The sequence below is a fragment of the Corynebacterium sp. USCH3 genome, assembly GCF_037619475.1.
GTDB lineage: Bacteria > Actinomycetota > Actinomycetes > Mycobacteriales > Mycobacteriaceae > Corynebacterium.
The window spans coordinates 231,223-257,273 of the sequence record NZ_JAQPZT010000004.1 but is presented as its reverse complement, the minus strand read 5'-3'; the positions used below and the strand labels follow the sequence as shown (position 1 = coordinate 257,273).

The window sequence follows — 26,051 nt, the reverse complement described above, 5'->3', positions numbered from 1 at the left end:
CCAGAGAAATGTACCCTGCCGCCGCCCATGAGACTTACTTATGCTGGTAGGTCACCATGCATCCCCCAGGTCCGCGTGCTGGCGGACCCAGGCGTGCATGGCGATACCGGCGGCGACCCCGGCATTGATCGACCTCGTCGAGCCGAACTGGGCGATCGACACCGTCAACGCCGCAGCGTCCTGCGCCTGGGCCGTCACCCCCGGGCCCTCCTGTCCGAACAGCAGCAGGCACCGCTCCGGCAGCCGAGCGGTTTCCAAGGGCACCGACCCCGGGGTGTTGTCCACCGCCACCACCGTCAGATCATGTTCCCGCGCGTAGTCAGTCACTGACTCCGTGTCCGGATGGTGCAGCAGGTGCTGGTAGCGGTCGGTGACCATCGCACCGCGCCGGTTCCACCGCTTGCGCCCCACGATGTGCACCGTGTCCACCGCGAACGCATTCGCCGTGCGCACCACGGTGCCGATGTTCGAGTCGTTCTCGAAGTTCTCGATCGCGATGTGCAGCTTGTGCCGCCGGGCGTCGATGTCCGCGACGATCGACTCCAACCGCCAGTAGCGGTAGCCGTCGACGACATTGCGGCGATCCCCGTTCTCCAGCAGCTCCGGGTCGAAATGGGCGTCCTCGGGCAACGGGACGCCCGGGTACTCCTCACTCCACGGGCTGACGCCGACCGGGTGATCGAACCACTCCGTCGGGCCGCGGCCGGGTGTCTGCTCTGCCGGCTCCTCGCTCACTTCTTCCGCCCCGTCAGCCCCTCGACGATCAGCAGCTGTGCCGCCACATACGTCGCCATGACCAGGCCGTCCACCAGCCCGTCGAGCCGCTGCACCACCGGCGACCCACCACGCAGGAACGCCAGACGCGCCAGGATCAGGCCGTCCGACAGGACGAACAGGTTGCCCCCGAGGCCGAGCCCGGACAGGTCCGCCGACGAACCGTCCGTACGTGCCTCCGGGTCCGCGGCCAGCACCGACGTCGCCGCCAGCGCCGTGCCGTAGCCGGCGGCGGCAGGGAGCGCGGCTGGCGCGCCCGTCGCTGCGGTGACGATCCCCGAGGCGAGCACCGGAGCGCGCAGCACCAGCGTCGAACGGCGCGGCCGGTGGCCCCGGCACCACAGCTCGCTGATGTACGCGAGCTGGTTCACGATGAACGCGGCGGACCCCAGGTTCAGGTTGCGGGCACGTACGGACGCATCCTCGCTACGGCCGTCCTTCCCCATGAGGATCATGTCGCCCACCAGGCCACCGGCGAGCCCGGCGAGCACCACGGGCAGACGGTCACCGCGGGAGGCACGACCGCACGCATGAGCACCCAGCAGCGGCATCAGCGCGGGCTTGACCACCTGGGTCACCCGGTCGCCGCGACGCCCCGCCGCAGCAGCCGTCACCGACACCGCACCGGCGGTGAGGTACGCCGCCCGCCACAACCGCATCAGGCCAGGCCCAGGTCTTCCAGACCGAGCAGGCTGCGGTACTCCACGCCCTCGGCCTCGATGACGTCCTTCGCACCGGTGGCCCGGTCCACCACAGTGGCCACCCCGACGACCGTCGCACCAGCCTCGCGGACGGCGGCGACGGCGGTCAGCGGCGAGTTCCCGGTCGTCGTGGTGTCCTCGACGACGAGCACGCGCTTACCCTCGATGTCCGGCCCCTCGATCCGGCGCTGCATGCCGTGCTTCTTGGTCTCCTTGCGCACCACGAAGGAGTCGACGTCCTCACCGGCGTGCATCACGGCGGTGGCCACCGGGTCCGCGCCCAGGGTCAGCCCGCCGACGGAGACGTAGTCCCAGTCGGCGGTGAGCTCGCGCAGCAGCTCACCGATCAGCGCCGAGGACTCGCGGTGCAGGGTGGCCCGGCGCAGGTCAACGTAGTAGTCGGCCTCCTTGCCGGAGGACAGCGTCACCCGGCCGTGGACCACGGCGAGGTCGGTGACCAGTTCGGCGAGGCGCTTCAGCTTGTCGGCGTTGACGGTGGGCGTGCTCATGGAGGCGTCCTTACGTGTTTCAGACTGTGGCGGGTACTGCTGTGGATCTTACGGGGTTCCGCTGTCCTCGGGATCAACGACCTCGGCGTCGACCTCCGGGTAGTCCGCGTCGCCGGGCTCGCCCGACTCCCCCACGTGACGCGCATGCCGCGCCGACGGTGCACGGTGCCGACCGCGGGACGCGGTGCCCGCCGCCCGGCCGACGATGTCGACCTCCGTCGACGTCGTGTCGGTGGACTCGGTGTCGTCACCGAAGATGGTGGAACGCTGGTCGGCCGCACGGATCACCCGCGGGCCACCCCCCGAGGCCGTCCGGCTGTGCGCCGGGTCCTCGCCGACCGCGGGAATCGGATCCGCGTCGACGGTCTCACCGTCTGCGTCCTCGGGGAAACCCGAGGTGTCGCCCATCGTCTGGGCCTCGGAGCGGGTCGGGAAATCGACCGGCGTGGACGAACGCTCCATCCGCGGCCGGGCCTCACCGACATCTCCGGCGTTCCCGGCGTCCCCGACCTCGCCAGCCTCGCCGTCCCGACGGTCCGCGGCGATCTCGTCGGACGTGGTCTCCGGCGTCACCGCGTCCGGCACCGCGCGCAGGTGGCCACGGTGCGCCGACGTGCCGTCCTGCGCGTCCTCCCCGTCCGATGTCTGCGCGCCCTGCGCCGGCTCGATGCGCTCATCGACGGCGGCGGCCTCCACCGTCCCGCGCACGCGCGGGCGGGTCGGGTCGGCGTTGGTCATGTCGAGTTCCTGCGTGGTCACCCGCGGCGGAAGCACCCGCGACGCCGACACCAGCGCACGGCCCTGGTGGATGACATGGTCCCAGATCGGCGGGTCCGTACGACGGGCCATCTTCATCGCGACCCACGTGGTGCTCAACGCGATGTCCGACACCGAGCCGGCCAGGGCGTGCAGTGCCGCGTCGACCCGGCTGTCGAGCATCCGGTCCAGCGCACGGTTGTCCGAGGAGTAACCCGTGTAGGGCGGACGGTCGCACAGCTCGGAGTGTCGCATCCCCGCCGGCATCGCCGCACCGTCGGAGAGGTGGACCTGCACCGGGGAGAACACCTCCCGGCGCAACGCCACCACGGTGATCCCGTTGACCTCGGCGAGGTGGAACTGGTGTCCGCCGGTGAACCCGGAGACCAGGTCACGGGCGACGGTGGCGGCCGACCCTGCGGCGGCGTCGGCGCGGATCAGGGTCATCAGGCTGTCCGGCCACTCCCCCGGCAGGTAGCGGTCCTCCTTGGCGTACTCGTAGCCGTGGGACTGCGCCCACTGCCGGCGGGCACGCCGACCCGCGAACAGTCCGCCGGACGACGACTCCGACGTCTCGGGCGTCTCCGCCACGTCCGCCGTCGTGCCGTCCGCCCCTGCGGCGGCGGCCTGGCGGGACGCCGGGATCGGCTCACCGGCTGCGTCACTGAGCGAGTCACCGCCTGCGTCGTTGAGCGCGTCACCGACCGCGTCACCGACCGCGTCACCGACCGGGGGCTCCGGCTCGGCCGGTGTCCCGGATGCCGACGGCGGCTCAGACACAGGTGCAGACACCGGCCCGGGCCGCGGGTCAGCCCCGGGGTCTGTCGCGGTCTCCTCGTCGGGGGCCGCGGCGTCCCCCGGCGTCTCCTCCGCCCGCGGGGGCACCGATGACGGCGGCGCCTGCTTCGCCGCACGCCAGAACAGGCCCGCGGCGAAAACCAGCAACGCGAGCCCGAGCAGAAGAGCGACGACGGCGACAGACATCATGCCAAGCATAAACGAGGCGGCCCGGGAGCCGGGAACTACTGGTTGGCGGCCCCGTAGGCCTCGTGGTCCATCAGCTCGCCAACCTCGGTGACGGTGACCTCGTAGAGCCAGCCGGCACCGTAGGGGTCGTCGTTGATGACCCCGGCGTTGTCCTCCAGGTCCTCGTTCACCGCGGTGATCTCGCCGGACACCGGGGCGTAGATGTCGGAGACGGACTTGGTCGACTCGACCTCGCCGTAGGGCTCGCCGGCCTCGATCTCGGTGCCGACCTCGGGCAGCTCGACGAAGACGATCTCGCCCAGGGCCTCGGCGGCGACGTGGGTGATACCGACACGGATGGTGTCACCTGCGGAGATGTCGGTGGAGTTCACCCACTCGTGCTCCTCGGAGTACAGGCGGTCGGTAGGCAGTGCAGTCATGGTGTTTCTCCTCGAAAAAGTGCAGTCAGGGGTGGATGTTACTTCTCGCGCGAGTAGAACGGCAGCGCAACGACGGTGTAGGGGTGGGCCTTCCCCCGGATGTCGACGGTCACGGTCGACCCCACGGCCGCGGCCCCACCGTCGGCGGCGGCGTCGGCGGACACGTAGCCCATCGCCACCGGGTAGCCCAGCGTCGGCGACAGTGCCCCGGAGGTGACCGCACCGAGGCGGTTGCCGTCGGCGTCCTGGATCTCGTAGCCGCCGCGCGCGGCGCGACGCCCCTCGCCGACCAGGCCGACGAGCGTCTGCGTGGTGCCCTCCTCCTTGGCACGGACGATGGCGTCGCGCCCGACGAACTCCTCCTTGGACTTCGTCGCCGCGAGGATGCCCAGCCCGGCGTCGACCGGGGTGAGCTGCAGGCTCAGCTCGTTGCCGTAGAGCGGCATGCCGGCCTCCAGGCGCAGCGTGTCACGGGCGGCCAGCCCGCAGGGGCGCACCCCGTGGGGCTCGCCGGCGGCCAGGGCCGCGTCCCACACGGCGGTCGCCTGTGCGCCGTCGGTCCCGTTCTCGACGAAGATCTCGAAGCCGTCCTCGCCGGTGTAGCCGGTGCGGGCGATGATCGCCGGGACGCCGGCGACGGTGCCCTGGAAGGCTGCGTAGTAGCCGAGGCCGGCGACAGCATCCTGCACGGTCTGTCCCGCGCCGGACGCCTCGGGGGCGTCGGTGACCGCCTCGACGATCTCCAGCATCACGGCGGCGGCCTGCGGGCCCTGTACGGCGATCAGGGAGATGTCGTCGGTCTGGTCGGTGAGGGCGACGTCGAAGCCCTCCGCCCGCTCACGCAGGGCCTCGGCGACGGCGGGGGCGTTGCCGGCGTTGGGGATCACCAGGTACTCGTCGTCGGCCAGGACGTAGGTGATCAGGTCGTCGATGATGCCGCCGTCGGCGGTGCAGATCATCGAGTACTTCGCCTTACCGACCTTCACCGCCGACAGCCGGGAGATCAGCGCGTGGTCGAGGAAGGCGGCGGCGTCCGGCCCGGTGACCCGGACCTCGCCCATGTGCGACAGGTCGAAGACGCCGACGGCCTCGCGGACCGCGCGGTGCTCCTCGAGCTCCTTGTCGTACTTCAGGGGCATGTCCCAGCCGCCGAAGTCGGTGAACTTCGCGCCGAGCGTCTCATGGACCGGGTGCAGTGCGGTGTGCTTGGTCATCAGTTCTCACTCTCGGAGTTCTCGGTGTCAGCTTCTGCAGCGTCGATGTCGAAGTCCTCCAGCGGCGGGCAGGAGCACATCAGGTTGCGGTCGCCGTAGGCGTCGTCGATGCGGCGCACGGCGGGGAAGTACTTGTCGCGGCGCAGCGTGCGCACCGGGAACGCCGCCTTCTCGCGGGAGAAGTGGCCGTGGGAGACGGCGTCCTCGAAGTCGTCGCGGATGACGGACTCGGCGGTGAACGGCGCGTGGCGCAGGACGGAGTCCTCGACGGCGACGTCCCCGGCGATGACCTCGTCGATCTCGGCGCGGATGGTGCGCAGGGCGGTGATGAACCGGTCCAGCTCGTGCTTGTCCTCGGACTCCGTCGGCTCGACCATCAGCGTGCCCGCGACCGGGAAAGCCAGCGTGGGGGCGTGGAAACCGAAGTCCATGAGCCGCTTGGTCACGTCGGCGGCGGTCACGCCGGACTGCTTGGTCAGCTCGCGCAGGTCCAGGATGCACTCGTGGGCGACCAGACCGTTCTCGCCGGTGTACAGGGTGGGGAAACTGTCGGCGAGCTGGCGGGAGATGTAGTTCGCGTTCACCAGCGCCATGCGGGAGGCCTCGGTGAGCCCCTCGTCGCCCATCATCGCGATGTAGGTCCAGGAGATCGGCAGAACGCCGGCGGAGCCCTGGTTCGCGGCGGAGACGGGGCGTCCCTCCTGGGCGTCCGGCTCGACGGTGACGTCGGCCCACGGGTCGGAGGGGAGGAACGGGATGAGGTGCTCGCCCACGCACACCGGGCCGACACCCGGGCCGCCACCGCCGTGCGGGATGGTGAAGGTCTTGTGCAGGTTCAGGTGGCTGACGTCGCCGCCGAACTCACCGGGCTGCGCCAGGCCGACCAGGGCGTTGAGGTTCGCCCCGTCGATGTAGACCTGCCCGCCGGTGGCGTGCACCTTCGAGCACACCTCGCGGACATGTTCCTCGAAGACGCCGTGGGTGGAGGGGTAGGTGATCATGATGCCGGCGATCTGCTCGCCGTACTTGTCGATCTTCGTGTCGAGGTCGTCCAGGTCGATCGACCCGTCCTCGGCGTTCTTCACGCCGACGACCTTCAGACCGGCCAGTGCGGCGGACGCGGCGTTCGTGCCGTGCGCGGACGCCGGGATCAGGACGAGGGTGCGCTGGTCGTCGCCGTTGGCGACGTGGAACCGGCGGATCGCCAGCAGGCCAGCGAGCTCGCCCTGCGAGCCGGCGTTGGGCTGGACGGAGACCGCGGCGTAGCCGGTGATCTTCGCCAGCCGGTCCTCCAGGTCGTCGATGAGCTCCCACCAGCCGGTGGCCTGGTCCGCCGGGACCATCGGGTGGATGCCGGCGAACTCCGGCCAGGTGATCGGCTCCATCGACACCGCGGCGTTGAGCTTCATGGTGCAGGAGCCCAGCGGGATCATCGTGCGGTCCAGGGCCAGGTCCCTGTCCGCGAGACGGCGCATGTAGCGCATCATCTGCGTCTCCGAGGACACGGAATGGAAGACCGGGTGAGTGAGGATGTCGTCGGTGCGCAGCAGGTCGGACAGCGGGCCGTCCTGCGCGGTGAACTCGGTGGTCGTCACCGAGCTGGCGACGTCACCGATGACCTGCAGCAGTTCGGCGATGTCGCCGTCGGTGGTCGACTCGCCGACGGAGACACCGACGTGGGTGTCGTCGACGTGACGCAGGTTGAAGCCCTTTTCACAGGCGGCGGCGACGGTGGACGCGGCGTCCTGCACCTGCACGGTGACCGTGTCGAAGAACCGGTCGTGTGCCAGGGTCAGCCCCGCCCCGGACAGGCCGACGGCCAGGGCGGTCGCCCGGCCGTGCACCGCCGTGGCGATCTCGCGCAGTCCCTGCGGGCCGTGCCAGACGGCGTAGAAGCTGGCGACCACGGCCAGCAGCGCCTGGGCGGTACAGATGTTCGAGGTCGCCTTGTCCCGGCGGATGTGCTGCTCACGGGTCTGCAGCGACAGCCGGTAGGCCGGGGTGCCTTCGGCGTCCACCGACACACCCACGATGCGGCCCGGGAGCTTGCGCTGCATGTTCTCCCGGCACGCCAGGAACGCCGCGTGCGGGCCACCGAAGAACAACGGCACACCGAAACGCTGCGCCGAACCGACCGCGATGTCCGCGCCCAACTCGCCCGGCGAGGTGACCAGCACCTGCGCCAGCAGGTCGCAGGCCACGGTGACCAGACCGTCCTGCTCGTGGACGGCGGCGATGACCTCGCCGAGGTCGTCGCGCAGCCCACCGGTGGTGCCCGGGTTCGAGACGACGACACCAATGAGGGCGTCCTCACGGGCGGCGATAGCTTCGGCGGTGATGTCGACGATCTCCACCGGGATGTCCACCGCGGCGGCGCGGGCACGGGTGATGTTGATGCTGGAGGCGTGCAGGGCGGCGTCCAGCAGGACGACACCACCCTTCTTCGCCGCCTTGGTGTTCAGCCGCGCCATCATCTGCACGGCCTCGGCGACGGCGGTGGCCTCGTCCAGGAGAGAGGCGCCGGCGATCGGCAGGCCGGTGAGGTCCTCGACCATCGTCTGGAAGTTCAGCAGCGCCTCGAGACGGCCCTGGGAGATCTCCGGCTGGTACGGGGTGTAGGCGGTGTACCAGCCCGGGTTCTCGACCACGTTGCGACGGATGACCGCCGGGGTGACCGTGTCGTAGTAGCCGGCACCGATGAGCTGCTTCTTCACCGTGTTCTTCGCGGCGAAACCGCGCAGGGTGGCCAGGGCCTCCGTCTCGTCCAGGGCGGGGGCGAGGCCGATCGGACCCTGCTGGGCGATGCTGGCGGGCAGGGCCGCGGCGGCGAGTTCCTGCGAACTGCCGTAGCCGAGGGTGGCGAGGATCTCCGAGGTGGCGTCGGCGTCAGGGCCGATGTGACGGTTCGGGAATGCGTCGTGGGGCGTTGCCATGTGTCAGGGGGTCTCTTCCTGTGTGCTGTCGTGCGGACACGGGTGTACTCCCTCCCCACTCTGTCGATGGTGCCTGAGAGCTTTTTCTCCTTCGGCGGCCGAGTCACGGACGACGGTGACCGGCTCTTTCCAGAGCTGCCTCGCCACAGTGGTGCTGGTGCCTGAGAGTGTCGACGGGGAGGTGTTGCTCCTACGGCGGCCGGCGCTGGACCTGGCCTCTCCCACAGTGGCTGCGAACGGCGGATTCAGTTGTGGATGGTGCGTCGATCGGGGTCAGTATAACCGCAGACGTGATCTGGCACACCTGGAATCACGGATTGTGTGCCCCTTGCCGCTCCCCCTGCTCCCATCTGATCCTGGTCTGGGTGCCGGAACCCAGGCTCCGCCGACGCCGAAACCCGGTTTCGGTCACCCAAACCAGGATCTGACCCACGCGCCACCAGCGAAACGGGTATCACTGGTTGCATGACGAAAACATCCTTCCTCTCCCGCTTCCGCACCCCCTCCCTCCCCGTCCCCCGGCAGGGCGACACCGCGCTCGTCACAGGGGCCACCTCGGGCATCGGGCAGGCCACCGCGAAGGAACTGGTCAAGCGTCAGTTCCGGGTGATCGGCACCTCCCGTAACCCGGGGTCCGACGCTGCGCGGGCGAACACCCCGGCAGGTGTCGAGCTCATCCCGTTGGACCTCGGCGACCCGGAGTCGATCGCGCAGGTCCCGGACGAGCTGGAGAAACTCGGCGTCGGCCCGGTGACCGTCCTGGTCAACAACGCCGGCGAGAGCCAGAACGGCCCCCTCGAGGAGCTCCCCCGCGAGGCGCTCGAACGGCTCTTCCAGGTCAACGTCATCGGACACGTCGAGCTCACCCAGCTCCTGCTCCCGCAGATGCGCGACGCCCGACGAGGACGTGTCGTGTTCGTCGGCTCCATGCTCGGCACCTTTCCCCTGGCCTTCCGCGGCAGCTACGGCGCGTCCAAGGCCGCGGTCAAGGCCTTCGCCTTCTCCGCCCGGCGCGAGGTCAGCCGGTTCGGCATCGGTGTCAGCGTGATGGAGCCCGGCGCCATCAACACCGGACTGTCCGAACGTCGCACCATCTACGTCGACGACCACGGCCACTACGCCGAGGACTTCCGCACGATGCTCGCCCACCTCAACCAGAACGAGGCGAAGGGCATCTCCGCCGAGGAGGTCGCCACCGAGATCCTCAAGGCTGTCGCCGACAAACGTCCCCGTCCGCTCTACGCCGCAGGATCGAGCGCACGCCTCGCGTTCCCGGCGTCGCGCCTGCTCCCCCGCGACACCATGGGCGGGATCATCGCCGCCAAGCACGGGCTGTAGGCGACGGCGAAAAAGCAGTCAGGGCCGCCGGGAGTAGAACAGGTCACGCCACGGCCGGGCGGACAGTGCCACGACCGCGGCACCGACGATGCCGGTGAACATGCATGCGCTGGCGATCACGTTGACCCACAGCAGCATCGTGTTGCCCAACACCAGTTCCAGCATCAGCACGACCGCCCCGATGGTGCCCACCCAGCTCAGTCCGGTGAACACCCGGTTGACCGGGTGCCGGGCCGGGCCGAAGTACCCCCGCTCGGTGAAGACGATCGCGCTGAGCATCAGCAGGACCAGGACACCGAAGAACGAGTAGAAGAGCAGCTCACCCCACTGCGGGTCCACCCGGTCCCCGAGGCGGGTGACCCCCAGCAGCATCAGCAGGACGCACGCCACGGTGGTGAATCGACGGAGCATGCCACCAGCATAGGCGGTACCGGAGTCAGAACCGGAACAACACGTCGCCGGGCTCGGACGGCTCCCCCGGCGTCAGGCCCTCCTCGACGCCACCGTGCTGCTGCATCATCACCACGGCCACGATGGGGTCGAAGCCGAGCCGGCCGATCGACAGCGGCGCGTAGGTGGTGATCCGCTCACCGACCTGGACCCGTCGCCCCTGCTCCACGTGCAGGGAGAACCCCTGACCGTCGAGTTGCGCGGTGTCGATGCCGATGTGGACGAGCACCGGGATCTCGTCGTCGGTGAGGATGAGGAACAGGTGCGGCATCAGGCGTGTCACGACCCCCTCCACCGGAGCGCACACGGTCACGTACTCCACCCCGGGGTCCGGGACGACGGCCATTCCCGGGCCCACGGTCCCGGCGGCGAACAACGGGTCGGGAACCGCGGACAGCGGTGCCACCGTCCCCGGCATGGGGGTCACGACATCAAGTGCACCCGGACGTCGCCCGGCTCCGGACACTCCGGCGGCACCGGCCTCCGTGGTCCCCGGCGCGCTCGACTTCGCTGTGTCCCCTACGTCCCTCATGGGACCTCCGTATCCTGTTGCGGTGTATGTGGCGGTGGCAAAAGGATAGACCGTGACGAACCCCGCGCGGGCCGTAACCGCATTATTTCGTGCAGAAAAGTTCTACCCCAGTGCTGCAGGACGCGACCGGTCGGACGCCCACTGCGACCAACCACCGACGTAGTGGCGCGCCACCGGCAGGCCGGCGTGCTCCATCAGCGCGATGAACAGTGCCGAGCTCACACCCGACCCGGAGTAGACGACCGCCTCGGCGGCCACGTCGTCACCGGTGATGCCGTGGCCGGCGAGACGGTCCCGCACCACCTCCGACGACGGGACGCGCCCCTCGTCGAGGAGTTCGGCGACCGGCACACCGATCGCGCCGGGAATGTGCCCCGCCCGACGGTCCAGTCGTTCGCGTCGACCCTCGAACCGGTCCGCCGGACGGGTGTCGATCAGCAACGGTGCCGCCGCACCCGTGGTCGCCGCCGCAGAAATCCCGACCACCTCCTCGAGCCCGGCCGTCGGCATCGTCGGCGCACCGTCGGCCAGCACCTCGAACGTCCCCCTGCCGCGCAGGCAACCGATCCCCGCGGCGATGTCGCCGCCTGCGGCGAGCCAGGCGGGCGTCCCGCCGTCCAGGATCCGGACGTCGGTGACACCCGCCCACCGCAGGATCCACCACGCCCGCGCGGCGTACAGCAGCCCGCCACGGTCGTAGACCCGCACCGGCAGGCCGGGCTGGATGCCCCAGTCATCCATGTAGTGCTGCAGGACGTGCTTGTTCGGCAGCGGGTTGCGCCCGGCCGCCGCGGACGGAGACCCGGACAGCATCGTCCCCGGATCACAGAAGAACGACCCCGGAATGTGCCTGGTCACGTACAGGTTCCAGGCGGCGTGCTCACCCCACTCCCAGTCGGAGTCGAGGACGGTCACCGGGGTGCCCCTGCTACTGGCGTCGAAGAGTTCTGCGGCGGAGATGAATGGTTCGGTCTGGCTCTGGGTCATGCGGGCCAGTTTACGAGGGAAAGGGTGCGGCCGCTTCCCGCGGTCACAACCAGCCGTGCTCGCGGGCGATCCGCCACGCTTCGAAGCGGGTCGACGCCCCCGTCTTGCCCATCGCCGACGACAGGTAGTTGCGGGTCGTCCCCGCCGCCAGGTGCACCGTCGCGGCGATCTGCTCGACCGAACCTCCCTGGCCGGCGACCTCGAGCACCTGTACCTCCCGTTCGGTCAACGGCGACTCCCCCGCCCCGATCGCCGCCGCCGCGAGCTCCGGGTCGAGGTACCGACGCCCGGCATGCACCGTGCGCACCGCCGTGGCGAACTCCCCCGCCGAGGACGTCTTCGGGACGAAGCCGAGCACCCCGCCGGCCAGCGCACGCTTGAGCTGGCGGGGCCGGCCGTGGCTGGTGACGATGAGGACGTTCACCCCCTCCGGCAGTGACTCGGCGGTCTCGATGCCGTCCATCCCGCCCATCTGCAGATCCATGACCACGACGTCCGCCACCGGATGGCGCCGGGTCCAGTCCAGGAGCTCCTCGCCGGAACCGAGGGTGGCGACGACGTCGAGATCGTCCTCGAGGGACAGCAGCGTCGACAGGGAACTGGCGACGAGGGACTCGTCGTCGACCACGACGACGCGGATGGCGGTGCTGTCGCTCATGGCCTACTCCTGTGAGGTGTGGTTGAGAATGAGGGTGACGTGGAAGAGACTACCGTCGCGCTCGGCGACGAGCTCCGCCCCCAGCGGCTCCGCGCGACGACGGATCCCGGCCAGCCCCGAGAGCCGTTCAATGCCGCGGGTGACACCGTCGTTGCTCATCCGCACGGACTCGGTGGCGCCGGCCGAGAGCACCAGACGCACGCGGGTCGCGGCGGAATGGCGCACCACGTTGGTGGTCCCCTCCCTGACCAGCCACCCGGCGACCTCACGCATCGGTGCCGAGAGGTCCGTCGGGTCGCCCTCGACCTCCAGGTGGACCCCGGCGCTGTTGAGCAGCTGACGCGCCCCCTCGATCTCCGTCGAGAGGTTCACGGCGCGGTAGCCGTCGACGACCTCGTGCATCTCGGTGACCGACGTCCGCGCCAGCTCCTGGAGCTCCGCGAGTTCACCGTCCAACCGGTCGTCGCCACGCTTCGCCAGGGCCCTGGCGAGCTCCGCCTTGACCGACATCGCCGCCAGTCGCTGACCGAGGGTGTCGTGCAGTTCCTGGGAGAACCGCAGCCGCTCCTCGCTGACCTGCAGCGCCGACTCCGTCAGGCGGGCCCGGTCCAGCTGCTTGGCGACACCGACCGTCCAGGCGGACAGCGTCGCAGTGCAGAGCAGGAAGGTCCCCCAGAACATCGGCCACCACATCAGCTCCGACCACGTCAGCAGCGCCGTCCCGGTGGTCAGGACCAGGGTGACCGTCCACCGCCACCGCATCCACGGCAGGACACCCAGCGGTGCGAAGGTGATGACGACGAAGACCAGGAAGATACCGGTCAATGCGAGGGCGCCGTCGCCCAGAAGGTACATGAGCACCCCTGTGCCCCACACGGCGACACTCAACACCGCGCCGGCCAGCAGCAGGCGCCACGTCTGGGGCCTGGCCCGGGTGTTGAACTCCGGACGGTACTCGGTGATCACCAACGTGACGGTCATCAACACCAGGGCCAGAGTGACGATGAGCAGCTGTTGCCACCCGGAGAGCGACACATCGGGGTTGAGATTCAACAGGGGCAGGACGATCGCGACGACACCGATGCCGATGATCGCCGAGTGCACCGACAACCGGGTGTACACGGCGAGCTTCGCGCCCGCCCCCAGCTGCCGCCACGTGCGGCGCGGGCTGGTGACGGACTGCAGCACTGTCGGGTTCATGCGGTCCATTTAATCAGTGCCTGGAGCACTCAGTGCCGGACGTCCCACCGGACGTACCGTGCCCCGGCCCACACGCACACCGCGGCCCAGGCGACGAGGATGAGCATCATCGGCCAGGTCTCCCCGAGCACCTCACCGGAGGTCAGCGCGGCGACGTCGTTCATCCGGTCCACCGAGGTGTTGCCGGCCCACCCGTACTGGGCGAGGTCGAAGATCAGGGCGAACGGTGTGCGGGCGAGTACGTCGTCGACGGCTTCCGGGTACAGCTGGCGGAAGTTCCCCATGGTGGCGAACATCAGCAGCATCACCGGCATCGACGTGATCTGCGCCGCCTCCGGGTTCTTGGTGAACCCACTCGTGACCAGGGCAAGTCCGCTGGTGACGACGAGCCCGAGGAGGACGGCGACGATGATCGGCACCACATTGACCGGGCCCGGTGCTCCGAACGCCATGAGCAGGCCAGACATCACGACGGTGAAGAGGATGGTCAGCACGGCTCCGGGGAAGGACGACGCACTGAGGATCTCGGCGTCCCGGGCTTCACCGGTACGCAGGCGTTTCAGCACACCTTCGTCGCGCCGGGTCGTGACCATGGACAACACGGTGTAGAACTGCACGAACATCAACGCGAAGAGCAGGAAGTACTCCATCGCCATCGCGCTCGCCTCGATCTTCGACTGCTCGTCGTCCCCGGAGAGGATGAAGTACATCGCCAGGCCGAAGCCCATGGGAACGAGGGTGGCGTTGACCAGCAGCGTCTTGTTGCGCAGGAACTGCAGGGTCTCGGCACGTGCCAGGGCGATGAAGCGTGTGACGGGCGAACCGCCGGTGCGGGTGGACGTCCGGTCGGTGGTGGGAGCTGTTGCGGTAGTCATGATGCTTCCTTTCAGACGGAGGAGTCGGTGCCGGCGATCTTGCTGAAGACACGCTCCAGGCTGGCCGGGCGGGCGGAGAAGTGACCCAGAGAGACGTTGTTGCCGGCGGCCCAGTCGAGCAGTCGGTGGGTGTCCTGCTGCAGTTGTGAGGTCTCGATGCGGAACTGTTCACCGTCACGGGTGACCTGCGCGCCGGGGAAGGACGGGAAGATGTCCTGCATCCGGCCGGAGGAGCCGGCCGACCCGGTGTCCGGAAGGGTGAAGCTGATCTCGGCACCCTCGGTGGCGGCGAGTTCGTCCAACCGTCCCTCCACGGCGATGACGCCGTCGTTCATGATGGCGATCCGGTCGGCGAGGCGTTCCGCCTCCTCCAGGTAGTGGGTCGTGAGGATCATCGTCACGCCGCGGTTCTTCAGGGTGGCCAGCAGTTCCCAGGTCCGGCTGCGGGACTCCGGGTCGAGGCCGGTGGTCGGCTCGTCGAGGATGATGATGCTGGGGTCGTTGAGCAGGGCGCAGGCGAGGTCGAGCCTGCGCTGTTCACCGCCGGAGAGCGAGCCGACGCGGACGTCGGTGCGGTGGTTGAGGTCCACTTCACCGAGGACGTCGTCGACCGGCAACGGGGTGGAGCACGTGCCTGCCCACATGCGCATCGTCTCGGCGACGGTGAGCTCCTTGGGCAGCCCGCCGGACTGCAGCATGATCCCGAGTTCGGGCCGGATAACTGCCCGGTCGGCGACAGGGTCTTTGTCGAGGACGCGGACGGTGCCGTTCGTCGGCGCGGCGAGGCCCTCGACGATCTCGAGGGTGGAGGTCTTCCCGGCACCGTTGGTGCCGAGCAGGCCGTAGACCTCCCCGTGCCGTACGTCGAAGGAGACCCCCTTGACGGCGGTGTAGGCGTCCTTCTTCTTTTTCGACTGGTAGGTCCGTGTCAGGTCATGAACGCTGATGGCTGGTGTCGTGGTCATGACACCGATCCTGCCGGGTGGCCGACAACGCAGGTAGAGGTGTTTGTCATGAGCTGCGACGCGGATGTCACGTGGTTTCCGTGACAGATGTCACCCCCATCCGCTCGAATCATGTAGTTTAGGCTATCCTTTCCCTGACTCCATCCGTTCATCTCCGAGGATCCCCATGACCATCACCCCGCCTGCACCCGTGCGCCGTCTCTCGGCCGTCGTCTGCGCCAGCGCCCTCGCCGTCTCGCTCGTCTCCTGTTCCAGTGACTCCGGGGACGCCGACTCCTCCGGCTCCGACGGCACCGGCACCAGCAAATCGGCCTTCCCCGTCACCATCGACTCCGCCCTCGGCACCACGACGATCGACGAGGAACCCGAGCGCGTGGTCACCATCGGCTGGGGCAGCCAGGACATCGCCCTCGCCCTCGGCGTCACGCCCGTGGGCATGCCGGACATGAGCAGTGACACCACCGACGGCACCGGCGTCCTGCCCTGGGACCGCGAGCACATCGACGGAGAGAACGGCGACCCCGAACTGCTCGACGCCACGTCGGACGACCTCCCCTACGAGGACATCCTCAACCTCGAGCCGGACGTGATCCTCGCCGTCAACTCCGGCGTCACCGACGACCAGTACTCCCGACTCAGCGACATCGCGCCCACCGTCGCCTACCCCGGCGAGCCCTGGCAGACCAGCTGGGAGGACCAGACCACCATCGTCGGCGAGGCACTCGGCCGCGGTGACCAGGCCGAGAAACTCGTCGACGACACCCACCAGCTCATCACCGACGCCAAGGCGGAGCACCCCGAGTTCGAGGGGAAGACCATCGCCTTTGCCTCCGGCACCACCGGTGACGGTCTCAACACCTACCTCGCCACCGACTCACGGATCAGCCTGCTGGAACAGCTCGGCTTCACCGTCGCACCCAGTGTCCCGACCACCGGTGACTCCTTCGCCGTGCAGGTCAGCAAGGAGAACTGGGCGTCGATAGACTCCGACGTCCTGGTGTCCTGGTACCTCAGCGACGACATCCGGGAGTCACTGGAGTCCGACCCCGGCTTCGCCCGCATCCCCGCCGTGGAGAAGGGTGGCTACGTGCCCCTGACCGACCCGCCGATGGTCTACGCCACCAGTGCGATCTCGGTGCTGAGTCTGCCGTGGATGCTCGACAACTACCTGCCGCTGCTGCAGTCCGCCGCCGACGGCGAATCCCCGCTGTGACCGACGGGGGCCTCCTCCCGGTCCCGGACCCCGCCAGCGTCCCCGTCCTCGAGGCCCTCGTCGCCGACGCGCACGTCGTCGGCTGGGCCGAAGGCCTGCACAACTGCGCGGAGTACCTCGCAGCACGCAACGCAGTGGTCGTCCACGGTGTACGCACCGGCTGGTTCCGGCTGATCGCGGCAGAAACCAATGTCCACCGGGCCCGGGCGGTCGACCGTTACCTCGCCGGTCACGGACCGGACGAACCGTCGGACGAGGTGGTCACCGGGATGTGGTCCTGGTTCCGCATCCCGCTGGCACACAACGCCGCACTGCTGCGGTGGCTCCGCGGATACAACGCCGGCGTCCCGTCCTCCCGGCGGGTGGTCGTCGCCGGACTGGACGTCTTCGGCGACGGGGACGGCGACGGCACCCACCGCGACCTCGCCGTCCGCGACAGCGCCCAGTTCGACAACCTCCGCCGGCTGGCGTCCGACCATCCGGGTGAACGCATCCTGGTGTTCGAGCAGACCGAACACCTCGACCCCACGCTCCCCGACTCCCTCGGCTCGCACCTGGCCACCGGCGAACTCGGTGTGTACCGGGTCGCCGGTGCGCTGTGGAGACCCGGCGACCCCCGGGCCCGCTATCCGCTGGGCCCCTACACCCCACTGGCCGAGGCCGCTGTCCGTCCGGAAGCCGTGTCCGCTCCCCTCGTCGACGGCATCACCCTGCTCCCCCGCGCGTGGGCGGGACCGTTCGACCTGCTCCTCATGTCGGATTCCCTGCACGACGCCCCGCCAGAGGACCACACCCGAAAGTGTTGTCCCCCGGCCCGCTCCCATATGCGCGGGCACACACCGTTCCCGTAGCCTTGCCCGGTGCATTCCCCCACGTCCCGCCTCCAGGCCACCTACCTCCCCGGCGAACACGGGTTCGCCTGGTGGGGCGTCCCCGACATCGCGGCCACGATGGCCGCGGCCGGCCTGCCCGCCGGACGCCTGACGACGACGCGCCTCGTCGTCCCCGACGGGGACACGGTGACGGTCGAGGATGTCGAGGTCTGCGTCACGGACCTCACCACCACCGCCCGCTGCCTGTCGACGCTGACCCGCGTGCGTCATCTCGACGACTCCGCGCGGGCGTGGCGCACGGCGAGCCGGTTCGCCCTGCGTCCACGCACCCGGCAGGGGCGCGACGTCGACGAGGTGTTCGCCGACGTCGCCGACGTCCTCCCCCCGGCGGGCCATGCCGTCCCGAACGACGAGGAGACGGCGATCCCCTCGGCAACCTCCCTCGTCAGCGCCTTCCGCACCGACCTGGACACCGCCGGACGTCTCCGGACCGGCGAGGTGAAGGCCGACCTGCGCCCCTACCAGGCGCACGGGGTGTCCTGGCTCCGGGACCGCGTGCGGCACGACGGTGGCGCCGTCCTCGCCGACGACATGGGACTCGGCAAGACGCTGCAGGTCATCGCCCTGCTTGCCACACGTACGGCCGAGCGCCCGCACCTCGTCGTCTGCCCGACCTCGCTCCTGGGGAACTGGGCACGGGAGATCCGGCGCTTCGCACCCCAGATCACGGTCCTGACGTACCACGGCTCCAACCGCAGCCTGCCCGAGGAGGTCCCCGCCGGCGCGGTCGTGCTCACCAGCTACCCGCTCCTGCGCTCGGACGACGTCCTGACGACACGCGCCTGGGACATCACCGTCTTCGACGAGGCCCAGCAGCTCAAGAACCCGTCCTCCCAGGTCACCCGCGCCGCGGTCGACGTCGGGGCCACCGCGCGGATCCTCATGACGGGCACACCGGTGGAGAACAGTCTGGAGGAGCTCTGGTCCCTGTTCTCCGTGGCCGTGCCCCAGGTCCTGGGCACCAGGGCCCGGTTCCGGACGAGGTTCGCCACCCCGATCCGGCAGCGGCAGTCCCGCACCGCGGCAGCCCGGTTGTCGGACACCATCGCCCCGTACATGCTGCGGCGCACCAAGGACGAGGTCGCGCTCGAGCTCCCGGAACGCCTGGACTCCACGGTGGTCTGCGGACTCACCCAGGCCCAGCGCACCCTCTACCGCGACGCCGTGACCGCCGCGTTCACCACCGGTTTCCACACCGGTGCCGGCCGCAGCGGACAGATCCTCACACTGCTGACCTCCCTGAAGCAGATCTGCAACCATCCCGACCAGTTCACGGGCCGGGAGACGACCCGGGAGACGGGCAGGTCGGCGAAGTTCGACCGGGTCGCCGAGATGGTGGACGAGATCACCGCCGCCGGGGAGTACACGCTGATCTTCACCCAGTACCGGACGATGGGCGAGATCCTGGCCACCGGACTCGCCGAACAGCTCGGGTGCGACCCCCTGCCGTTCCTCCACGGCGGGCTCCCCGCCACCGAGCGGGACGAGATGGTCCGTCGGTTCCAGGAGGACGAGGACGCCCCGCCGGTACTGATCCTCAGCCTGCGCGCCGCCGGCTTCGGCCTGAACCTGACCAGGGCGTCCCACGTCATCCACTACGACCGATGGTGGAACCCGGCGGTGGAGGAACAGGCGACGGCGCGGGCGCACCGCATCGGCCAGAAGAACAGGCTCAGCGTCCACACGCTCGTCGTCGGCGGCACCTTCGAGGACTACATCGAGAAGATGCACCGGGCGAAGAAGGGCCTGGCGGACGCCGTCACCGGCGACGACAGTGCCGAACTGACCAGCATGTCCGACGAGGAGCTGCGCGACGTGCTCGAACTGAGGGAGGTGTTCTGATGCCCGACGCTGAATTCGGTGCGACCCCGTGGGGCCGCGCATGGCTGCGCACCGTGGAACGCACGGACGGCTCACCGCGCCCCCAGCTGCCCAAGGCACGCAGCCTCGCCAGGAACCACAAGGTGGAACCGACGTGGTCCGCCGGGGCCGTCACCGCACTCGTGCGCGACGGGTCCTCCGCCCCCACCGTCGTCCTGAACCTGGCGCAGTGGGACGCGGCGGAGAACGATGCCGCGGCCGCCGTCCTCGCCGGGCACCGTCCGGACCCCAGCGGTGACCTGCCGGACGAGATGCTCACCGAACTACGCGACGCCGGGGTGTCGGTCACGCCGACGGCACCGGAGGAGGCCGCGTCCTGCACGTGCCGGTCGAGGAAGAGACCCTGCGCACACATCCTCGCGGCGCTCTACGCCCTGGTGCTGCAGATCGACGAGCGGCCGGTCACCGCGCTGGAGCTCCGGAGCACCACGGTGCCCTGGGGCGACGTCGCGGGACCAGGCTCCGACTGGATCCCGCTGGAGGAGGTCGACGCGGACACCTTCTTCACCTCACCGTCGACGCCGTTGACGCCGTAGGCGGCCCCGACGAGAAATACCCACCATCCTGTGACCGCGATCAGGGCGGATCATGTGCACAGGATGGTGCCCATTGCCGGGGGCTGTGGATAAGTCGGCGTCGCCCCGTGCACGATGGTGTTAGATCAGCCTCATGGGGACACACTTCGGGGGACATCACTGGAACAATGCCGAGAGAACCGGGCGCATCAGACCAGGACGGGGGCCGCTCTTCACCCGTCGTGTCTACCCGTCCCGCGCGCCCAGGCTGCGGAGGGACGCACTCGCGGACGGGGTGTCCCGGCGCACGGCCGACACCTGGGACACACCGGTGCGCAGCGTGCTGCTGCCACCGGCAGGCCCGACACCGGCATGGATGACAGGTCACCGTCTCGGCCCCGACGGGTGGACGAGTTGCGAACCGGGGCCCTACCGGTGGGACATTCTCACCAGACTCCGCTGCCACTGGCTGCTGGCCCCCGACTGTGTGGGCGCAGGTTGGTGTGCGGCGGCGGCACACGGGCTGCCGTACTGGGCGGACAACGGACCGGTCGTGCTGCTGTCCCCCCGGTTGCGTCGCAACCCGACGACCCCGGGCGGACCCGTCTTCCGCAGGTTGCGCGACGACCTGCCGACGGTGAACGTCGACCCGCGGTTCCCGGGCCTCCGGGTCGTGGATGCCCCGACCGCCGCGGCCCAGTGCCTGGCAACGATCCTCACCGGAAAGAAGACGTGGTGGGCCCCTGTGGTTCCGGGACTGACTGACGTGGAGGTCCGTGCGACCCAGTTCATCGACGCGTTCTACCAGTGCACCCTGGTCACTGCCGACGACATCCTGGCGGGGGCGAGATTCATCGTGGATCGACGCCGTCTGAAGAAACTCCTCGCACTCTGTGACGACGGCGCCCAGTCCCCCATGGAGACGGTCATGCGTCTCATCGTCCGCGACGAGATCCCCGCGCACTGTTCCTGGACCTCCCAGGTCACCATCTCGCTGGAGGACGGTGAGGTGCTCGACAAGGACGAGGCACGGCACGTCCGCTGCAAGCGGACCACACCTGACCTGGCCTGTCAGGAGCTGCGGGTCGCGCTCTACTACGACGGCAGGCACCACACGGGGGAGGAGCAGCGGGAGACCGACTTCCGGCTGTACCAGAAGCTCAAGACCCTGGGATGGGAGGCGGTGCGGATCAACAAGGACCTCATCAGGGACCGGGACGAGCTGCTCGGGCACGTGCGCCATGCCGTTGCCACCGCCCTGCGGTTGCATCCGGGCCCCGGTGACGGCCCCGTGACGACCCCCGTGACGACCCCCGTGACGTGAATTGGCACCATCCTGTGCCCGCGATCAGGGTGATCTGCGTGCACAGGATGGTGCCAATTGCCCGTTGGAGGCAGGGATTGGAGGGCAGGGCGCCGGTGGCCTACGCCTCGTGCGCGACCGCCTCGATGGACAGTGCGTCCGCCGTCGGGTCGGCGACACCGGAGGCGTCCCGCGGCAGGTCGACCTTCACGGTGTCCCCGTCACGGACCTCACCGGCCAGCAACTTCTTGGCCAGCGCGTCGCCGATCGCCTTCTGGATCAGACGGCGCAGCGGCCGGGCACCGTAGGCCGGTTCGTAGCCACGCTCGGCGAGCCACACCTTGGCGTCCTCGGTGACCTGCAGCTCCAGGCGCCGGGCGGCGAGTCGCTCGGCGAGCTGCGCGACCTGGATCTCCACGATGGAGGTCAGCTGCTCCTGCGACAGGGCGTCGAAGATGACCACGTCGTCCAACCGGTTGATGAACTCCGGCTTGAACGCCGCCTTCACCGCGTTCATCACCTGCTCCTCGCTGCCACCGGCCCCGAGGTTCGAGGTGAGGATGAGGATGGTGTTGCGGAAGTCCACCGTCCTGCCCTGGCCGTCGGTCAGGCGTCCTTCGTCCAGGACCTGCAGCAGCACGTCGAAGACGTCCGGGTGCGCCTTCTCCACCTCGTCGAACAGCACCACCGTGTACGGGCGGCGCCGCACGGCCTCGGTCAGCTGACCACCGGCGTCGTAACCGACGTATCCGGGAGGTGCACCGACGAGACGTGCCACGGAGTGCTTCTCGCCGTACTCCGACATGTCGATGCGGACCATGGCGTGCTCGTCGTCGAAGAGGAACTCCGCCAGGGACTTCGCCAGCTCGGTCTTGCCGACACCGGTCGGTCCGAGGAAGAGGAAGGAACCGGTCGGGCGGTCCGGATCGGCGACACCGGCCCGGGCGCGGCGCACCGCGTCGGAGACGGCGGTGACGGCCTCGGACTGCCCGACGACCCGTCCACCGAGCACCTTCTCCATGGCCAGCAACTTCTCGGTCTCACCCTCCAGCATCTTGCCGGCGGGGACACCGGTCCACGCGGAGACGACCTCGGCGATGGTGTCCGGGGTGACCTCCTCGGTGAGCATGCGCTGCTCCTCGGCCTGGGCGGCCTCGTACTCGGCCTCACCGACCTGCTTCTCCAACTCCGGGATACGGCCGTAGCGCAGTTCGGCGACACGGGCGTAGTCCCCGTCGCGCTCGGCGATCTCGGACTCGGTGCGCAGGTTGTCCAGCTCCTCCTTCAGCTCACGCAGCCGGTCGATGGACCCGCGCTCGTTCTCCCAGCGGGCCATGAGCCCGTTGAGCTTCTCGCGCTCGTCCTCGAGTTCGGCCCGCAGCTTGACCAGGCGGTCCTTGGAGGCGTCGTCGGTCTCCTGGCTGAGCGCCATCTCCTCGATCTCGAGGCGTCGGACGATCCGTTCGGAGTCGTCGATCTCCTCGGGACGCGAGTCGATCTCCATGCGCAGCCGGGACGCGGCCTCGTCGACCAGGTCGATGGCCTTGTCCGGCAGGAAGCGGCTGGTGATGTACCGGTCCGACAGGGAGGCGGCGCTGACCAGCGCGGAGTCCTGGATACGCACGCCGTGGTGCACCTCGTAGCGCTCCTTGAGCCCACGCAGGATACCGACGGTGTCCTCCACGGTCGGCTCGCCGACGTAGACCTGCTGGAAACGGCGCTCCAGGGCGGCGTCCTTCTCGATGTACTTGCGGTACTCGTCGAGGGTGGTCGCTCCCACCAGGCGCAGTTCACCGCGGGCGAGCAGCGGCTTGATCATGTTGCCGGCGTCCATCGCGGACTCACCGGTGGCACCGGCACCGACGATGGTGTGCAGCTCGTCGATGAAGGTGACGACCTCGCCCTCGGCCTCCTTGATCTCGTCGAGGACGGCCTTGAGGCGTTCCTCGAACTCGCCGCGGTACTTCGCACCGGCGACCATCGAACCCAGGTCGAGGCTGATCAGCTTCTTGCCGCGCAGGGACTCGGGCACGTCGCCGGCGACGATGCGCCGGGCCAGGCCCTCGACGATGGCGGTCTTGCCCACGCCGGGCTCACCGATGAGCACGGGGTTGTTCTTCGTACGCCGGGACAGCACCTGGACCACGCGGCGGATCTCCTGGTCACGTCCGATGACGGGGTCGATCTTGCCCTCGCGGGCCCGGGCGGTGAGGTCGGTGGAGTACTTCTCCAGCGCCTGGAACTGGCCCTCCGGCTCTTCGGTGGTGACCTTGCGGTTGCCGCGCACGGACTCGAAGGCACCACGGATGGCCTCGAAGGTGCCACCGCGGGTGTGCAGGGCCGTGGCGGCCTCGGAGTCGCCCTTGGCGATGCCGGCGAGCAGCACCTCGGTGGAGACGTAGGAGTCGCCGAGTTCCTCGGCGAGTTCCTGGGCGGCGGTCAGCGCGTTGAGCGCGTCCCGGTTGAAGTTCGGGTTGGCCATCCCGGAGCCGGACGCCTGCGGGTAGCCTGCGACGAGGTCGCGGGCGTCGCGCAGGACGTCGTCGGCGTCGACGCCGGCGGCCTGCAGGACGGGGCGGGCGATGGAGTCCTCCTGGTCGAGGATCGCCACGAGGAGGTGGGCCGGACGGATGTCCGGGTTGCCGTTGGCGCTGGCGGACTGCAGTGCCGCCTGCATGGCCTCCTGGGTACGGGTGGTGGGGGTGAATCCGCTCATCGTCAGTCTCCTTCTCTGCGTGTGCGTGCCGGTGTCTACTTTAGCGTGTTCGTGTCAACTTTCACTTACGGTCATTCCAACGCACACCGACTTGAGTCTGTTCCACTCAACTAGAACACAGTACTGTGATGTCCGTCACATTCCGTTGTCGCCCCGGAAGATCTCCGTGCGCGTGCCACAATGGTTCCCATGACACCAGAGAGGGGACACGCCGACGACCTCGGCGACCTGGCTTCAGCAGTACAGGCCGCACGCACGCACATCGACCGTATCGCCTCCCGCGCCCGCACCCACCTCTCCACGCTCGCCGCCCCGCTGGCGCCGGCACACAACCCCGCCACCAGCGACGGAACGACCTGCCCGCCGTCCCCCGTCCCACCCGACCTGCTGCGCCGCGCCGTCCTGCACGCCTCGAACGGGCTGACCGGCTCCCAGGCGGAGTTCACCCCCGCCCACACCGAGTACCTCGCCTACCTGGGCCGTGACCTGCGCAAGTTCGGGGTCACGATGCAGCACTACGTCGCCGCCGCCGAGGCGGCCGGGCGCGCCCTCTGCGACGAGTTCGGCCACCCCTACCCCGGTGTCGACCTGACCTACCGCCGCGCCGGCGAACTCGGCATCCCGGACGGCCTCACCGAGCTTCTCCAGGCCGTGGACAACGCCGTGCGCATCGTCGCACTCGGCGCGGTCGAGGACGACGACGCCGGCATCCCCGCCTCCCTCCCGGCGACGGTGCTCGAGGTCGTCCCCCGCACCGCGCAGACCACCGTCGTACGTCTGCAGGCCTCCTCCCCCGACACCGGGTGGGCGGGGCAGACACTGGAGGTCCGCACCCCCGCCTCCCCGGACGACTGGCAGCAGTACGCCTCCGCCCTGCCGCCGAACCCGGCCGGCTACCTGGAGTTCCACTGCCCCGCCTCCGCGGGCGAACCGGAGGTCGGGGAAACCTGGGTCGTCGCCAACCCGGCCGGCGGACTCGGCGTCCCCACCGGCGACGACGCCCCGTCCCGCGTCGTCATGATCGCCGTCGGCACCGGTCTTGCCGCACTACGCGCCCTGGTCCTGGACGTCTCCGGCACGGACACCCCTCCTGCCGTGGACCTGTTCTGGGGCGTCGACACCTCGCGTGACCTGTACGGACTCGACGACCTCCGCGGGCTGGAGCGGGGCTTCCCCTGGCTCACCGTCACACCGGTCGTCGCTGACGAGGACCACACCACCGCCGCAGAAACGGCCCTGACCACGGCTCTGAGAACGGCGTCGGGGGCGGGAGCGGCCCACCGCGACGGCACCCTCGTCCTGGTCTCCGGGGAGGACGCCGCCACCGTCGGCGACGAGGTCCGCGTCCTCACCGACGCCGGCGTCGACCCGGAGCAGATCTTCGCCGAGCCGTGACCTCCATCATCACCGCCGGGGCGACGAACCCGCCGACCAGCTGGCCCACCCACAGCCACACCTCCCATGAACTGGTGTGGGTCCGCCGGGGTGCGATGACGACCCGCGCACAGGGCCGCATCTTCGCCGTCCCCGAGGGACGCGGCATCTGGATCCCCGCCGGCACCGAGCACTCCGGTGAGGTGACGTCCGGGGTCACGCTCTACGGCACCCTGTTCTCCCCCGACCACACCCCCGCCGGGTTCACCGCGCCGGCGGAGGTCACGGTGGTGACGATGAACCCTGTCCTCGAGTCGCTGCTCACCCACCTCGGGCAGGACACACTCTCCGACGGGGAACGACGACGTGCCGAGGCCGTCGTCTTCGACGTCCTGCACCCCGTGTCCGCCCCACTGGACCTCCCGGTGCCCGACGACCCCCGCATCGCACCCGTCGTCCGCACGTTGCTGTCCGACCCGGGCGACCTCAGTGGGTTGGAGGTGTGGGCCCGACGCCTGGGCACCAGCGAACGCACCATCACCCGCGCTTTCCGCGAGTCCACCGGCCTTCCGTTCGGGCAGTGGCGGCTGACACTGCGCATCCAGCGGGCACTGACCCTGCTGAGCGACGGAACGCCGGTGCAGGACGTCGCCCGCCGACTCGGCTACGCCCAGACCAGCACGTTCATCGACACCTTCCGCCGGACGATGGGGACGACCCCCGGCACCTACCGCCCCGCCACACCCCCGCGCACTGTCCGGTAAACCGAACCGGATGTCCTGAAAACGAGATTGCGGACACCGGTGACGCTGCCCTAGTCTTCTTGAGGTTAGGCTATCGAATCCTCCTGCCGTCCCC

The 26,051-nt window shown here is 69.6% G+C and carries 23 protein-coding genes and 1 riboswitch; of the genes, 8 read left to right on the top strand and 15 right to left on the bottom strand.

The window, feature by feature from the left end; all coding sequences use genetic code 11:
- Positions 1-51: 51 nt before the first annotated feature.
- The 7 genes from PQI66_RS10305 to gcvP are packed head-to-tail and all read right to left on the bottom strand — an operon-like array spanning position 52 to position 8,293.
- Positions 52-735 carry a TrmH family RNA methyltransferase gene (locus PQI66_RS10305; RefSeq protein ID WP_339998046.1) on the bottom strand — a complete coding sequence of 228 codons (684 nt, stop codon included), beginning with the start codon at positions 733-735 and terminating at the stop codon, positions 52-54.
- Positions 732-1,433, bottom strand: coding sequence for a lysoplasmalogenase family protein (locus PQI66_RS10300; protein ID WP_339998045.1), 702 nt, complete (start codon positions 1,431-1,433; stop codon positions 732-734). Before PQI66_RS10300 ends, PQI66_RS10305 begins: the two co-directional genes overlap by 4 nt.
- The gene (gene pyrE, locus PQI66_RS10295) at positions 1,433-1,984 is read right to left on the bottom strand and encodes an orotate phosphoribosyltransferase (protein WP_339998044.1); all 552 of its coding nucleotides are present in this window, start codon (positions 1,982-1,984) and stop codon (positions 1,433-1,435) included. The genes PQI66_RS10300 and pyrE overlap by 1 nt, the downstream gene beginning before the upstream one ends.
- Positions 1,985-2,032: 48 nt before the next feature.
- Entirely contained in the window at positions 2,033-3,724 is a 1,692-nt protein-coding gene (locus PQI66_RS10290; protein ID WP_339998043.1) for a hypothetical protein, read from the bottom strand.
- 38 nt (positions 3,725-3,762) lie between these two features.
- Positions 3,763-4,146, bottom strand: coding sequence for a glycine cleavage system protein GcvH (gcvH, locus tag PQI66_RS10285; protein WP_339998042.1), 384 nt, complete (start codon positions 4,144-4,146; stop codon positions 3,763-3,765).
- A gap of 38 nt (positions 4,147-4,184) precedes the next feature.
- Positions 4,185-5,360 (bottom strand): glycine cleavage system aminomethyltransferase GcvT, encoded by a 1,176-nt coding sequence (gene gcvT / locus PQI66_RS10280; RefSeq protein ID WP_339998041.1) that lies wholly within the window; start codon positions 5,358-5,360, stop codon positions 4,185-4,187.
- The gene (gene gcvP / locus PQI66_RS10275; protein WP_339998040.1) at positions 5,360-8,293 is read right to left on the bottom strand and encodes an aminomethyl-transferring glycine dehydrogenase; all 2,934 of its coding nucleotides are present in this window, start codon (positions 8,291-8,293) and stop codon (positions 5,360-5,362) included. Before gcvP ends, gcvT begins: the two co-directional genes overlap by 1 nt.
- Positions 8,294-8,343: 50 nt before the next feature.
- A riboswitch (glycine riboswitch) is annotated at positions 8,344-8,436 on the bottom strand.
- A 322-nt stretch (positions 8,437-8,758) separates the two neighbouring features.
- Here gcvP and PQI66_RS10270 point away from each other — a divergent pair.
- Positions 8,759-9,631 (top strand): SDR family oxidoreductase, encoded by an 873-nt coding sequence (locus PQI66_RS10270; RefSeq protein WP_339998038.1) that lies wholly within the window; start codon positions 8,759-8,761, stop codon positions 9,629-9,631.
- 18 nt (positions 9,632-9,649) lie between these two features.
- Here PQI66_RS10270 and PQI66_RS10265 read toward each other — a convergent pair whose 3' ends face one another.
- The 7 genes from PQI66_RS10265 to PQI66_RS10235 all read right to left on the bottom strand — a co-directional run bounded on the left by PQI66_RS10265 (position 9,650) and on the right by PQI66_RS10235 (position 15,298).
- Positions 9,650-10,042, bottom strand: coding sequence for a hypothetical protein (locus PQI66_RS10265; RefSeq protein ID WP_339998037.1), 393 nt, complete (start codon positions 10,040-10,042; stop codon positions 9,650-9,652).
- Between the two features lie 25 nt (positions 10,043-10,067).
- A complete protein-coding gene (locus PQI66_RS10260; protein ID WP_339998035.1) occupies positions 10,068-10,613 on the bottom strand; it encodes a PTS sugar transporter subunit IIA in 546 nt (181 codons plus the stop codon).
- 102 nt (positions 10,614-10,715) lie between these two features.
- The gene (locus PQI66_RS10255) at positions 10,716-11,600 is read right to left on the bottom strand and encodes a sulfurtransferase (RefSeq protein ID WP_339998033.1); all 885 of its coding nucleotides are present in this window, start codon (positions 11,598-11,600) and stop codon (positions 10,716-10,718) included.
- Positions 11,601-11,643: 43 nt separating this feature from the next.
- Positions 11,644-12,258, bottom strand: coding sequence for a response regulator transcription factor (locus PQI66_RS10250; RefSeq protein WP_339998032.1), 615 nt, complete (start codon positions 12,256-12,258; stop codon positions 11,644-11,646).
- A 3-nt stretch (positions 12,259-12,261) separates the two neighbouring features.
- Positions 12,262-13,458, bottom strand: coding sequence for a histidine kinase (locus tag PQI66_RS10245; RefSeq protein WP_339998031.1), 1,197 nt, complete (start codon positions 13,456-13,458; stop codon positions 12,262-12,264).
- Positions 13,459-13,487: 29 nt separating this feature from the next.
- Positions 13,488-14,333 carry an ABC transporter permease gene (locus PQI66_RS10240; RefSeq protein WP_339998029.1) on the bottom strand — a complete coding sequence of 282 codons (846 nt, stop codon included), beginning with the start codon at positions 14,331-14,333 and terminating at the stop codon, positions 13,488-13,490.
- 11 nt (positions 14,334-14,344) lie between these two features.
- The gene (locus tag PQI66_RS10235; protein WP_339998027.1) at positions 14,345-15,298 is read right to left on the bottom strand and encodes an ABC transporter ATP-binding protein; all 954 of its coding nucleotides are present in this window, start codon (positions 15,296-15,298) and stop codon (positions 14,345-14,347) included.
- 166 nt (positions 15,299-15,464) lie between these two features.
- Between PQI66_RS10235 and PQI66_RS10230 the strand changes: the two genes are divergently transcribed.
- From PQI66_RS10230 to PQI66_RS10210, 5 genes are all read left to right on the top strand, one after another.
- A complete protein-coding gene (locus PQI66_RS10230) occupies positions 15,465-16,511 on the top strand; it encodes an iron-siderophore ABC transporter substrate-binding protein (RefSeq protein ID WP_339998025.1) in 1,047 nt (348 codons plus the stop codon).
- A complete protein-coding gene (locus tag PQI66_RS10225; protein WP_339998024.1) occupies positions 16,508-17,362 on the top strand; it encodes an erythromycin esterase family protein in 855 nt (284 codons plus the stop codon). The genes PQI66_RS10230 and PQI66_RS10225 overlap by 4 nt, the downstream gene beginning before the upstream one ends.
- A 9-nt stretch (positions 17,363-17,371) precedes the next feature.
- Positions 17,372-19,246, top strand: a complete 1,875-nt coding sequence (locus PQI66_RS10220) for a DEAD/DEAH box helicase (RefSeq protein WP_339998023.1) — start codon at positions 17,372-17,374, stop codon at positions 19,244-19,246.
- The gene (locus tag PQI66_RS10215; protein ID WP_339998021.1) at positions 19,246-19,821 is read left to right on the top strand and encodes an SWIM zinc finger family protein; all 576 of its coding nucleotides are present in this window, start codon (positions 19,246-19,248) and stop codon (positions 19,819-19,821) included. The genes PQI66_RS10220 and PQI66_RS10215 overlap by 1 nt, the downstream gene beginning before the upstream one ends.
- A gap of 274 nt (positions 19,822-20,095) precedes the next feature.
- Positions 20,096-21,124, top strand: a complete 1,029-nt coding sequence (locus PQI66_RS10210; RefSeq protein WP_339998019.1) for a hypothetical protein — start codon at positions 20,096-20,098, stop codon at positions 21,122-21,124.
- A 100-nt stretch (positions 21,125-21,224) separates the two neighbouring features.
- Here the strand turns inward: PQI66_RS10210 and clpB are convergent, their stop codons facing one another.
- Positions 21,225-23,819, bottom strand: coding sequence for an ATP-dependent chaperone ClpB (clpB, locus tag PQI66_RS10205; RefSeq protein ID WP_339998017.1), 2,595 nt, complete (start codon positions 23,817-23,819; stop codon positions 21,225-21,227).
- Between the two features lie 189 nt (positions 23,820-24,008).
- On the opposite strand from clpB, the gene PQI66_RS10200 reads away from it, so the two are divergent.
- Both PQI66_RS10200 and PQI66_RS10195 read left to right on the top strand, forming a co-directional pair.
- The gene (locus tag PQI66_RS10200; protein WP_339998015.1) at positions 24,009-25,214 is read left to right on the top strand and encodes a hypothetical protein; all 1,206 of its coding nucleotides are present in this window, start codon (positions 24,009-24,011) and stop codon (positions 25,212-25,214) included.
- The gene (locus PQI66_RS10195; protein WP_339998014.1) at positions 25,211-25,957 is read left to right on the top strand and encodes a helix-turn-helix transcriptional regulator; all 747 of its coding nucleotides are present in this window, start codon (positions 25,211-25,213) and stop codon (positions 25,955-25,957) included. Before PQI66_RS10200 ends, PQI66_RS10195 begins: the two co-directional genes overlap by 4 nt.
- Positions 25,958-26,051 lie beyond the last annotated feature (94 nt).